11 protein-coding genes and 1 tRNA gene are annotated in these 13,040 nt (G+C 43.1%); 3 read left to right on the forward strand and 9 right to left on the reverse strand.

Features of this window, described 5'->3' with window-relative positions; translation table 11 throughout:
• The first annotated feature begins 224 nt into the window (after positions 1–224).
• Positions 225–298, forward strand: a tRNA-Asn gene (locus LA303_RS12360).
• Between the two features lie 220 nt (positions 299–518).
• On the opposite strand, the gene dnaG is transcribed toward LA303_RS12360, so the two are convergent.
• On the reverse strand, positions 519–2,507 hold the full coding sequence (gene dnaG / locus LA303_RS12365; RefSeq protein WP_240525689.1) for a DNA primase: 1,989 nt from the start codon (positions 2,505–2,507) through the stop codon (positions 519–521).
• Between the two features lie 240 nt (positions 2,508–2,747).
• On the opposite strand from dnaG, the gene LA303_RS12370 reads away from it, so the two are divergent.
• Both LA303_RS12370 and LA303_RS12375 read left to right on the forward strand, forming a co-directional pair.
• Entirely contained in the window at positions 2,748–4,199 is a 1,452-nt protein-coding gene (locus LA303_RS12370; protein ID WP_240525690.1) for a sensor histidine kinase, read from the forward strand.
• Positions 4,183–4,881, forward strand: coding sequence for a response regulator transcription factor (locus tag LA303_RS12375; protein ID WP_240525691.1), 699 nt, complete (start codon positions 4,183–4,185; stop codon positions 4,879–4,881). The genes LA303_RS12370 and LA303_RS12375 overlap by 17 nt, the downstream gene beginning before the upstream one ends.
• Positions 4,882–4,886: 5 nt before the next feature.
• Here the strand turns inward: LA303_RS12375 and LA303_RS12380 are convergent, their stop codons facing one another.
• From LA303_RS12380 to LA303_RS12420, 8 genes are all read right to left on the reverse strand, one after another.
• Entirely contained in the window at positions 4,887–5,282 is a 396-nt protein-coding gene (locus tag LA303_RS12380) for a DUF5684 domain-containing protein (RefSeq protein WP_240525692.1), read from the reverse strand.
• Positions 5,283–5,421: 139 nt separating this feature from the next.
• Positions 5,422–6,078: a CoA transferase subunit B gene (locus LA303_RS12385; RefSeq protein WP_240525693.1), complete on the reverse strand. Its 657-nt coding sequence runs from the start codon at positions 6,076–6,078 to the stop codon at positions 5,422–5,424.
• Between the two features lie 99 nt (positions 6,079–6,177).
• Positions 6,178–6,555 carry a GxxExxY protein gene (locus LA303_RS12390; protein WP_240525694.1) on the reverse strand — a complete coding sequence of 126 codons (378 nt, stop codon included), beginning with the start codon at positions 6,553–6,555 and terminating at the stop codon, positions 6,178–6,180.
• 55 nt (positions 6,556–6,610) lie between these two features.
• Positions 6,611–7,303 carry a CoA transferase subunit A gene (locus LA303_RS12395; RefSeq protein ID WP_240525695.1) on the reverse strand — a complete coding sequence of 231 codons (693 nt, stop codon included), beginning with the start codon at positions 7,301–7,303 and terminating at the stop codon, positions 6,611–6,613.
• A 28-nt stretch (positions 7,304–7,331) separates the two neighbouring features.
• Positions 7,332–8,477, reverse strand: a complete 1,146-nt coding sequence (locus LA303_RS12400) for an acyl-CoA dehydrogenase family protein (RefSeq protein WP_240525696.1) — start codon at positions 8,475–8,477, stop codon at positions 7,332–7,334.
• Between the two features lie 28 nt (positions 8,478–8,505).
• On the reverse strand, positions 8,506–10,500 hold the full coding sequence (locus tag LA303_RS13510; protein ID WP_262901508.1) for an acetyl/propionyl/methylcrotonyl-CoA carboxylase subunit alpha: 1,995 nt from the start codon (positions 10,498–10,500) through the stop codon (positions 8,506–8,508).
• 21 nt (positions 10,501–10,521) lie between these two features.
• Positions 10,522–11,337 carry an enoyl-CoA hydratase-related protein gene (locus LA303_RS12415; protein WP_240525697.1) on the reverse strand — a complete coding sequence of 272 codons (816 nt, stop codon included), beginning with the start codon at positions 11,335–11,337 and terminating at the stop codon, positions 10,522–10,524.
• Between the two features lie 66 nt (positions 11,338–11,403).
• A complete protein-coding gene (locus LA303_RS12420) occupies positions 11,404–13,011 on the reverse strand; it encodes a carboxyl transferase domain-containing protein (protein WP_240525698.1) in 1,608 nt (535 codons plus the stop codon).
• Positions 13,012–13,040: the final 29 nt, after the last annotated feature.

Below are 13,040 nucleotides of genomic sequence, written 5' to 3' on the forward strand. Positions count from 1 at the left end.
GTATTTTGTCTTTTGGTTTCGCACGATCCACATAGTTTTCTGGTCGAATTGATAAAAGTAGAAGAAAACGGTTTATCTTCCGCATTACCGAACAAATTTTTTTAAACAATTTATCAAATGAAGCCAAGAACTGGCCCGGTATTTACGGCGAAAAAATTTTTTAAAAAAATCCTTGCATATAAAAATTATTCTCTATCTTTGCGCCCACATTTGAGAGAAAATACGCCTCCATAGCTCAGTTGGTTAGAGCATCTGACTGTTAATCAGAGGGTCCTAGGTTCAAGTCCTGGTGGGGGCGCTTCAATCCGGTTCATACAGAGCCGGATTTTTTTTTTTGCATACCCTGCCGGATAATACGATCTTTCCAAAAGCATCAAAGCGTCCCAGGTTCCCCGCCCGACTGAACGTCGTTCGGGCGGGAAGTCCTGGTGGGGGCGCAAAAAAAGCCGGTTTGTTTCCAAACCGGCTTTTTTCTGTTTTTACCTTACCACAACAGTTCCATCTGTATTATTGGGAAATCAATAATCAAAAATACGATGTAGCTCGTTATCAATTTCTTTGGCTACCTTTTTCAGCTCAAAAAACTGCTGTTGAAGAATAAAAATCTCCGCTTCGTCAGAAGTCGTTTTCATTTTTTCCGTAATCTCTCTTAAATACCGGCTAATCACTTTGATACGGAATTGGTTTAATGTACTCACCACTGTTTTTGATAAGTCATCTTCTTCGCTTTTTACATAAATTTTATTCTTTTTCCAGCTACTGCTCAATTCGTAAGGCGTGGCAATCAACGAAATTGCTTCATCGGCAATTTTATCATCCATATGTTGGGTAAAATACTGTTCGTCCGGTACTTTTCCGGTTTCCAGCATCTTTTTTATCTCATCGGCCATCTGGTTGTAGAGCTTGTTTTCGAAAGTAATCCCATCATTTTCCAGGTTGGTCAAAACATATTTTGCCACATACTCTTCCTGAACTACAACCACTTCTTTTCCAAACTCATCAATAATTTTTTCCGTTTCCACATCGGGAGGCTGGATTTTGCGGTTTCCATAAAGCAAAAGAAGCCGCATAATCTGTTTTTCATGTTCGGAAATATCCAGCGGATCAATCTGATTTTGCCTTCCGGCCGGTTGTTTCATCACATCAATTGCAGACTCCGGCTCCAGTTGTTGTTCCGGGGTTGTTTTCCGCAATTTTTTCCGGTACTTTTCCCTGAGCAATTTATTCAGTTCGTTCATCAGCGTTTGCTCGGGAATATCCATCATGGCACTGCATTCCTGAATATAAACCGTTCGCTGAATGGCTTCAGGAATGTGGGCAATGGTTTGCACAATATCTTTTATCAATGTCACTTTGGCCACCGGATCGCCCAATGTTTCGTCCAGCAAAAGCCGGGTCTTGAATTTGATAAAATCGACCGCAGAAGTCCGGATAAAATTTTCCAGCTCCGAGCTGGTATGACTCCGGGCGTATGAATCGGGATCTTCGCCATCCGGGAAAAGAACAATTTTCACATTCATTCCCTGATACAAAATCAAATCAATACCGCGGAAAGAGGCTTTAATACCGGCTGCATCCCCATCATACAAAATAGTAATGTTGGGCGTAAACCGTTTAATCAGCTTAATTTGTTCTTCGGTGAGTGATGTTCCGGAGGAAGCGACCACGTTTTCAATTCCGGCCTGATGCAGCGAAATCACATCCGTGTATCCTTCAACAAGATAACAATTATCCTGTTTTACAATGGCATTACGGGCAAAAAAGATTCCGTACAGGCTTTTACTTTTATTATAAATCTCAGATTCGGGGGAATTGACATATTTTGCCGTTGATTTTTCAGAGGAGAGAATACGTCCGCCAAAACCAATCACTTTTCCGGTCAGGTTATGAATAGGAAACATAACCCTTCCGCGAAAGCGATCCATCAACCGGTTTCCTTTGTCAATAGATAAGCCCGTTTTTACCAGTACATCTTTTGAATACCCGTGTTCCAGGGCATATTTCGAATATTTTTCCCAGGCATCATGCGCATAGCCCAGTTGAAATTTTTTAATCGTTGCTTCCAGAAAACCACGTTCTTTAAAGTAGGTAAGTCCGACCGCCTTCCCTTCTTCGCTCTGAAAAAGCTGTTCCTGAAAATAATCAGACATAAAGGTATTAAGGGCAAACAGGGCTTCCCGTTCATCCATTTGCTGCTTTTCTTCATCGGAAAGCTCGGTTTCTTCTACGTCAATGCCATATTTTCGGGCAAGATATTTCAAGGCTTCCGGATACGAATAATGCTCGTGCTCCATCACGAATTTCACGGCATTTCCGGCTTTGCCACAACCAAAACATTTAAAAATCCCTTTGGCCGGCGACACGGTAAACGAGGGCGTTTTCTCATTATGAAAAGGACATAATCCAATGTAATTTACCCCTCTTTTTTTTAAAGTAACAAAATCACCCACGACCTCTTCAATACGCGCCGCATCAAATATCTTTTGTATGGTTTCCGGTTTAATCATAGCGTAAAAACAAGAGGGCTAAGATAAAAAAAAGAGAGGTAAGCAGGACGCTTACCTCTCAAAAACCAACAATTATGAAAACCCTTTAAACAAAGCAAAAATTATGAAAATTTACCCTTGCTATTGTTCGTGGCAAATATACAACGATTTTCTTTTTTGTCAAGAAGAAAAATAAAAAAATGTTGTTAATATTTGTTAAAGGTTCTGTTTCAATCAAATGGAATGGTTTAATTTTGCTGCATGAATAAACGGTTAACAATCATTATCATTGTTTTGGTTTCCCTGGCCAGCATCGGGTTAATGACGATTCAGGTTTACTGGATCAAAAATGCCATGCAGGTGAGGCAAGCTGTTTTTAACCGTGACGTAAATATTGCCATGCAACGGGTGGTTTTTACCATCGACAAACTTCGTTATCAGGAATATTACCTGAAAACAAAAGAATTTTATAAAAAGAACCTGAACGCTTTTGCTCTTTTTGACTCGCTCAACCGTGATTTAATCCACCAATCGCTTTCGTTAACCAGTCCGGCTGACATTAACCGAATACTGGAGAAAAGGCTTCTTTTAAATAACCAATACCACCAACTTTTTTCCGGTTTCAAGCAACCGGATGACATCCGTTTCTTTACCCAACACAAAAGCCTTATCGACTCACTGATACAGAGTGCATTAAGAGAAAAAAATATTAAAACACGTTTTGAATTCGGTATTTACAAACCGGTTTCCAACGCCATGATCCTGCAAAAAACAGGAAAATACCCTACCGAACTCCTCACAAAAAGCTACGTGTACGATTTAACGCCCATCAACAGCGACATGCAAGTCCCTCTTAAATTGCTCATTTATTTTCCTGAAGAACACTTTTTTATCATTAAAAAACTCTATAAACTACTCGTTGTTTCCATGGGGTTGTTTTTTATTATCATCGGGGCATTATCTTTCAGCCTGGTGGTAATTAACCGGCAAAAGAAACTGTCGGAAATGAAAAATGACCTTATTAATAACATGACCCACGAGTTTAAAACACCAATCTCTACCATATCGTTGGTATGTGAAGCTTTGCGTGACAGAGATGTTAAAAAATCGGATGAGTTGTACAACAATTATATCAGTGTCATCGACGAGGAAAATAAACGGTTGCGTACCATGGCTGAGCATATTTTACGTTCGGCTTCTATTGAAAGTGGCCGGCTGAAATTACACAAAGAAACCGTTGATCTTCATGAAATCCTGCAAAATGCCGTTAATGCTAAAAAGATTAACGCCGAAAGCAAAGGCGGCAGCATCTCTCTGGAAATGAATGCGGAAAACAGTGCCATTTATGCCGACCGGGTTCACATGACCAATGTTTTTGTTAATCTGCTGGACAACGCCATCAAATATAATCTGAATGCTCCGGTCATCAAGATCAGCACACGAAACCTGAAAGACGGCATTCTGGTAGATATTGCCGATAACGGAATCGGTATCAGCAAAGCCAATCAGAGTAAAATTTTTGACAAGCTGTATCGTGTTCACACAGGGAATGTACACAATTTCAAAGGATTCGGACTAGGACTCAGTTATGTCAAAGCCATTGTTGAACAACACAAAGGAAAAATAACCGTTGACTCGGAATTGAAAAAAGGTTCCGTATTTCATATATATTTACCCAACGAAAAGACAGAAAATCATGAAAAAGAAAGTTAATATCCTGTTGGCCGAAGACGACAAAAACCTCGGCACCATTTTGAAATCCTATTTGCAGGCCAAAGGATTTGAAGCCACCCTTTGCGAAAATGGAAAACTGGCTCTTGAGGCTTTTAAAAAAGGTGAATTTGACTTTGCCATTTTGGATGTGATGATGCCTGTAATGGACGGCTTTACCCTGGCCAAGGAAATCAGGAAGATTGATAAAAAAATTCCGCTGTTATTCCTCACAGCCAAGACCATGGAAGAAGACAAGATCCAGGGATTTGAGCTGGGTGCCGATGACTATCTTACCAAACCTTTCAGCATGGAAGAACTGTTGCTTCGCATCCAGGCGATTTTACGCCGAACAGAACAAGGGAGCAAAAAACACACCAACTCTATTTATAAGTTCGGAAGATATACTTTTGACTACGACCACCAGGTTTTGAAAATCGGCAAAACCGAAAACAAACTCACATCAAAAGAAACAGAACTGTTACGGCTTTTGTGTGAAAACCTGAATGAAGTACTGGACCGGACGGTAGCCCTGAACAAAATTTGGCAAGATGACAGCTACTTTAATGCACGATCAATGGACGTATATATCACCAAGCTCCGGAAATTCTTAAAAGAAGATCCGAAAGTAGAACTCATCAATGTCCATGGTATCGGGTTTAAACTGGTAGCTCCCGAAAAATAAGCCGATTATACGTTAACTTCGGTAACTTTCGGTTTCCCTGCCGGACCAATGTATTCGGCATCTCCAAACCCGAGAATCGCATAAAAAATAACGGGAAGGAGAAGCAAACCAAGCGTAAAGGCTACCCCCTTCCCAAAACTTTTGGAAAGCAGATTGGTAACCCAAATAGCCACCACCAGGTTGGCAAAAGGAACAAACATCCAGATGAGCCACCATCCGGGTTTTCCCACAATTTTTAACAAAAAGTAAAGATTTAAAATGGGGATGATTGACGTCCAGCCGGGTTGTCCGGCTTTTTCATAAACACGCCAAGTAGCAATAATCTGGACTAAAGCCAGAAAAAAAACAGAAAGAAGAACAATAACTACTTCGAAAGTACTGAGTGTGTTAAAACTATCCATAGCAACAAGTTTTTATAGTGAAACAAATTAAATCCGTTTTCCTCATTTTATAGTAAAATAGCCCATACTATTCAGGCATCAACAGCTTCCAACTTCTGACTTCCGACTTTTTGTCTTCCCTCTTCCTGCTGCTTCGTATCTAAATACTCATTTCCGGTACTTCTCCTTCAACCAACAGCGGGGCTTCCGTTTTTTCAACAATTTCTTCCACGCTGACACCGGGAGCTCTTTCTATCAGTTTAAAGCCTTGCGGCGTAACATCTACCACAGCAAGATCCGTTACAATTCGTTTTACACAATTCACTCCGGTTAACGGCAAAGTACATTCATTCAATAATTTAGGGTTTCCTTTCCGATCGGTATGCGTCATAGCCACAATGATATTTTTAGCCGATGCCACCAAATCCATGGCGCCGCCCATGCCTTTTACCATTTTTCCGGGAATTTTCCAGCTGGCAATGTCGCCGTTTTTATTTACCTGAAAAGCACCAAGCACAGTCAGATCAATATGCCCTCCGCGAATCATGGCAAAACTGGTAGCCGAATCGAAAAAGGCAGCTCCTTTTACATAAGTTACCGTTTGCTTTCCGGCATTAATCAGATCGGCATCCAGCTCATCCTTTGTTGGGAAAGGACCGATACCAAGCAACCCGTTTTCCGATTGTAAAACCACTTCCACTCCTTCCGGAATAAAATTGGCCACCAGTGTCGGAATTCCGATACCGAGATTAACATAGTAACCATCTTTCAGCTCTTGTGCTATGCGTTTGGCAATACCGTTTTTATCTAAACTCATGTTATTTAGTTTTTATGGTTCTTCTTTATTCAAAAATAATTCAACTATATTTTATTTCACGCAAAGCCCGCCAAAGACTACGCTAAAAGCGCAAAAAGATTACAGGTTATTTACGATTCTGTGAATATTATCTTTCAACGTTTTTGCATTAAAATTGATAAGCAAACCTAATTTCACACCAGACAATCTAAGATAGGTTAATAACTGGGCATAATGGACAGGCGCCAGGGTTTCAACAGATTTTACTTCAATGATAACCTTTTTATTAACCAAAATATCAATCCTATATCCTACATCTAACTTAACCTCTTTATAAACAAACGGCATGGCCACTTGCTGTTGCACATCATAACCCTTTATCCTAAGATCATATGCCAATGCATTTTCATAAGCGGATTCCAATAATCCCGGGCCAATACTCTTGTGCACTTCTATTGCAGTTCCAATACATTGATATGAAATATCATTCTCATGCATTTTTGCGTTCTCTGCGATTTTACACTTTTGCGTTCTCTGCGTGAAACATTATATTTTAATCTCGTGTCGTTGCAAACTCAATGCGTTTTTCATAATTTTCTCCCTGGAAGATGCGCTGGACAAATATTCCGGGAGTATGAATGCAATTCGGGTCCAGTTCGCCGGCCGGCACCAGTTCTTCCACTTCGGCAATGGTAATTTTTCCGGCCATGGCCATCATGTTGTTAAAGTTGTTGGCCGTATGCCGGTAAACAAGATTTCCGGCCGTATCGCCTTTCCAGGCTTTTACCAAAGCAAAGTCGGCAGTCAGCGCCGTTTCGAGCAGGTACATCTTACCGTTAAACTCCCGCACTTCTTTTCCTTCGGCCACTTCGGTACCGTAGCCTGCCGGAACATAAAACGCCGGAATTCCGGCACCGCCTGCCCGGCAGCGTTCAGCCAGCGTTCCCTGCGGATTGAGTTCCACTTCCAGTTCGCCCGAGAGTAACTGACGCTCAAATTCGGCATTCTCGCCCACATACGAAGAAATCATTTTTTTTATCTGATGGCGTTCGAGCAAAACACCCAGGCCGAAATCATCCACACCGGCATTATTGGAAATACAGGTTAGTCCGGTAACGCCCTTATCGTGCAACGCCCGGATCAGGTTTTCGGGAATTCCGCACAGACCGAAACCACCAAGCATCAGGGTCATGTTATCCTGAATATCGCGAACCGCTTCGGTAGCATTTTTTACCACTTTATTCATAGGGCAATTATTTAGGTTAAAAATCTTATTAACATCCTATTTGACGCGAAATCACCAGCCGTTGGATCTCGGAAGTTCCCTCACCAATCTGCAACAGACGCTGATCGCGATAAAAACGTTCGATATCATAGTCTTTCATCAGCCCGTAACCACCGTGAATCTGAACGGCTTCATCCGCCACCTGTTTGGCAATTTCGGAACAATACAATTTCGACATGGCTGCTTCTTTCGTATACGGTTTGCCATTGTCTTTCAGCCAGCAGGCTTTGTAAAGCAGGTTGCGGGCCAGTTCGATTTTCATGGCCATATCGGCCAGTTTAAAAGCATTAATCTGGAACTTCGTCAACGGCTTTCCGAACTGTTTTCGCTCTTTGGCATAATTCAGGGCCATTTCGAAAGCGCCCTGGGCCAGTCCCAGTCCCATAGCGCCGATGGAAAGCCTTCCGCCGTCGAGTGTATGCAACATGATATGAGAACCTTCGCCCACTTTTCCCAAAAGATTTTCTTTCGGAACACGAACGTCATCAAAATAAAGTTCAGAAGTATCCGAAGCACGCCACATCATTTTGTTATGCATGGGAACCCGGCGAAAACCGGGAGTTCCGGCTTCAACAATGATGGTGGTAAAAATTTTCTTTCCGTCTTTTTCGCCGGACACGGCCTGCACGGTACAACCTTTTGAAATATCAGAGGCTCCGTTGGTAATAAAAATCTTAGAGCCGTTGATAACCCACTCGTCACCGTCGAGTACAGCGGTGGTTTTAGAACCTCTTGAATCGGAACCGGCGCCCGGTTCGGTAAGTCCGAAACTCCAAAGCCCTTCGCCGGTACACAGTTGCGGCAGGTATTTCATCTTCTGCTCTTCGGTTCCAAACTCATATATCGGACTTATTCCAAGAGAGTTATGCGCGGCAAGCGTAGCGGCTTGCGATCCGTCTACCCGCGCCAGCTCTTCCACAGCAATAATATACGACAGGGTATCAAGTCCCTGACCGCCGTACTTTTCGGGAAGGTTCATACCAAAAAGGCCCAGTTCACCCATCATTTTGGTCAACTCATACGAAAATTCACCTTTGGCATCCAGTTCTTTTGCCCTGGGTTTCACTTCTCTTTCAGCAAATTCCCGTACCGTTTGACGGATCATTTGCTGTGTTTCTGTTAATTCAAAATCCATTCAATTTATTTTTTTATACCGTTTTATTTTATTCTGTCACCGAAATATTTACCAATTGCAAATCGGTATCTACCCGGTCGCCTTCTTTCACATTTACCTTATCTACCACTCCATCTTCGAGTGCTACGATATTATTTTCCATTTTCATGGCTTCCACCACCAGCAGTACGGTTCCCCGCGTTACGCTATCGCCGGGTTTTACATTTACTTTAATCACTTTTCCCGGCATGGGAGCAAACAGACTGCCCGCATCATTCGAAGCCTGTAACAACGGATCTTCCAGGGTTTCGTTTAACACATCAGGCCGCCTTACTTCAAAAACGTGCCCATCCATCGCAACAAAACGATTTCCCTGCTCCCCTTCGGAAATTACCGCTTTATAAAAACGATGAAAGATACGAAATTCTATGGAGTATTTATCCAGCTTATGCAGCAATATTTCTTTGCGTTCACCACCATCCATAAGGAAAAAGAAACGGTTTTTATCTCTTTTTTCCAGTCTGACCATTTTTTCTTTTCCATCAACCACTACCGGTATTTCCATCTTATTTCTCCAGTAGCCGATATATTCCCACACATTGCGCGGAGAGTATACTTTGTTTTCGTTAAGGACATAAAGCAAATAGGCAAGCACCGGAATATCTGTTCCAAATTCCGACCTGGCTGTTTCGATTTTCTGCAGGATTTCGGCTGTATGCGTATCGCAAAAACCGGTTGAGATCTTATTTTCGGCAAAAGCCGGATGCTGTAACAGGAACAACAAATAACTAATATTGGTACGAATGCCGTGAACATGATAATCTTTTAGTGCCGCGATCATTTTTTCACGGGCTATTGAACGGTCGTCGCCCCACACCACCAGTTTACTGATCATGGGATCAAAAGCACTTTGCACCTGTGCCGGACCTTTCAGGCTGCTATCCACTCGTATTCCTGCACCTTGCGGTTCACGATAAAAAGAAATTTTTCCGGGAGCCGGCAAAAAATCACGTGACGGATCTTCGGCATATATCCGGCACTCAATAGCATGACCATATTGAGAAAGGTCTTCCTGCTTTATACGCAAAGGATTACCGGCAGCCACCAAAATTTGTTCTTCCACCAGGTCAACACCGGTAACCATCTCCGTTACCGGATGTTCTACCTGAATACGGGTATTCATTTCCAGAAAATAAAAATGAAGCGTTTTATCCACCAGGAACTCTACCGTTCCGGCACTGTTATACCCTGCTGCTTTAGCAATCCGTACAGCGGCATCCCCCATTTGCTGCCGAACTTCTTCGGTTAATGTGGGAGACGGTGATTCTTCAATAATTTTCTGGTACCGTCTTTGAATACTACACTCTCTTTCAAAAAGATGAACCACATTTCCAAAATGATCGCCCAGCACCTGAATTTCGATATGCCTTGGTTCTTCGATATATTTTTCAATATAGATGGTTCCGTCACCAAAATAATTTTTGGCTTCACGGGATGTGGCTTCAAGAATTTCTTTCAGGTCATCTTCTTCGCGCACAATACGCATTCCTTTTCCGCCGCCGCCGGCTGCCGCTTTTACCAACAACGGAAAAGGAATTTCCGTTGCTTTCTCCAGGAGTTCTTCCGGAGAACCGGTTACCCCGGCGGTCATGGGAACTTTCAATTTCTTCACAAAAGCACGGGCTTCAATTTTATTTCCCATAAGACGAATCGCCTCGGTATGCGGGCCAATAAATGTGATGCCGGCTTTTTGACAGGCTTCGGTAAGCAAAGGGCTTTCCGACAAAAAGCCATATCCCGGATGAACCGCATCGCATCCGGATAAACGGGCCACCTCCATTATTTTATCCACATTCAGGTACGTGTCGCTTAATTCTTCTTTTCCAATACAATAGGCTTCGTCTGCCAATTCCACATGCAAAGCATCTTCATCAATTTCAGAATAAACAGCGACAGTGGGAATACCCAGTTTTTTTGCCGAACGGATGATCCGCACCGCAATTTCTCCCCGGTTTGCCACCAATATTTTTTTGAAAATTTTCATAAAAATTACTTTCTGTCTGTTTTATTTTTTTTGCTTTTTTCCGGTTACCCAAAAAGGTTTTCTCTTTTCCAGAAAAGCAGCCATTCCTTCTTGTCCTTCTTCGTCTGCACGCAAGCGGGCAATCATCCGCGAGGTAATATCTATCAACCGGTTCAGGTTGCGGGTTTCCGTAACCTGATTAATCAGTTTTTTGGTTTCTCTCACAGCATGAGGAGCAGCGGTTAATATTTCATGGATCAGGCTTTGGATCTTCGCTTCCAGTTCATCTTCAGGAACCACCTGATTTACCAAATGCCATTTTTCGGCTTCCCGGGCATTAAAACGTTTTCCGGTAAGCATCAGTTCACGCGCACCATATTCTCCAATGCGCTTGATAACAAACGGACTGATCGTTGCCGGTGAAATACCCAGTTTTACTTCGCTGAAAGCAAATTTTGTGTTTTCGGCAGCAAGTACCATATCGCAGGCCGCCAAAAGGCCGTTGGCACCTCCAAAAGCAGCGCCATGCACCACAGCCAATGTGGGAACCGGACATTCATAAACCGACCGGAACAATGTGGCTAACCGGCGGCCATCTTCTTTGTTTTCTTCAAAACCGTAAGCCGCAATAGATTTCATATAATTCAGGTCGGCTCCGGCACAAAACGATTTCCCGTTGCCCCGCAAAATGACCAGCCGGGGTAAATCTTCCGGAACCTTGTTATCCAACTCCTGAAAAAAATGGGTCAGTTCGCGGATCATTTCCTCATTCAGGGCATTATGTACTTCCGGACGGTTGAGTACCAGCTCAACGATTCCTTTTTTTGTCTGAACAAGGATTGTATTGAATTTCTTCATTTTAAAATCCTTTCTGCCTGACTTTTTGTATAAGCATTGGTTTTATCCCTCGTTGATTACAAACCGTTACATCCTAAAAATTCCATATTGTTGTTCGGGATATTTCTTATTTAACGACATGGCTATACCCATGGCCAGCATTTTCCGGGTATCTACCGGATCAATAATGCCATCATCCCACAAGCGGGAGGTGCTATACAAAGCAGCTCCTTCGCGTTCATATTTTTCTAAAATGGGCTTTCTTAGTTTTTCTACTTCTTCCGGAGGCATTTCTTTACCCATGGCACGGTATTGATCACGTTTCACCGTTTCGAGCACCGTCGCCGCCTGCTCACCACCCATCACCGAGATTTTGGCATTGGGCCACATGAACAGCAAGCGGGGATCGTAAGCCCGGCCTGCCATTCCATAGTTTCCGGCACCAAACGAGCCACCAAAGATCACCGTAAATTTCGGCACATTGGTATTCGATACCGCGTGTACCATTTTAGCCCCGTCACGGGCAATTCCTTTGCGTTCAAACTCTTTCCCGACTATAAAACCGGTAATGTTTTGCAAAAAGATCAATGGAATTTTACGACTGGTACACAACTCAATAAAGTGGGTCACTTTCAAAGCCGATTCAGAAAACAGCACGCCGTAATTGGCGATAATTCCTACCGGGAAACCCATAATACGGGCAAAACCGGTAACTACCGTCGTAGCATAACGGGCTTTAAATTCCTGAAACCGGCTGCCGTCCACCATACGCATGATAATTTCGCGCGGATCCACCATTTTTTTCAGATCTACCGGAGCAATTCCATAAAGCTCTTCCGGATCGTAAAGCGGTTCTTCGGGCGTAGTAATATCCAGCTGTTGTTTTTCACGAAATTCAAGGTTTTCAAATATGTTCCGGCAAATCTGAATGGCATGGGTATCGTTTTCAGCAAAGTGATCGGCTACCCCCGAAACCGCAGTATGTACTTCGGCTCCGCCCAGCTCTTCAGCGGTCACTTCTTCGCCGGTAGCGGCTTTTACCAACGGAGGGCCGCCTAAAAAAATGGTTCCCTGTTCTTTTACGATAATCGTTTCATCGCTCATGGCCGGCACATAAGCGCCACCTGCCGTACAGGATCCCATTACGATTGAGATCTGGGGAATACCCATAGCCGACATACGTGCCTGATTGTAAAAAAACCGGCCAAAATGGTTGGCATCCGGGAAAACAGTATCCTGTTCAGGTAAAAATGCTCCTCCCGAATCCACCATGTACACACACGGCAGGTGGTTTTCCATGGCAATCTGCTGGGCACGCAAATGCTTCTTAATGGTAAACCGCATATACGTTCCGCCTTTTACGGTGGCATCGTTGGCAATGATCACCGTTTCCTGTCCGTGAATGACACCAATACCGGTTACAATTCCCGCCGAGGGGAATTCATTGTTGTACTGGTCATAAGCAGCCAACGGCGAAAGCTCCAAGAAGGGAGTTCCCGGATCAACCAGCAGATTGATGCGTTCACGGGCCAGTAATTTACCCCTTTCTTTATGTCGTTTTACTGATTTTTCTGATCCTCCCCGGGTGACGGTTTCCAGAATGTTTTTATACTCATCCAGCAGTTTTATAAAAGCCTTGCGATTGGCTTTGAACTCTTCCGAATGAATGTCTATTTTGGTTTTTAACTGATACAATTTTATCGGGATTAAAAATGATGAACGTT

The sequence above is a fragment of the Candidatus Sulfidibacterium hydrothermale genome, from assembly GCF_020149915.1.
In the GTDB taxonomy this organism is placed as follows: domain Bacteria; phylum Bacteroidota; class Bacteroidia; order Bacteroidales; family F082; genus Sulfidibacterium; species Sulfidibacterium hydrothermale.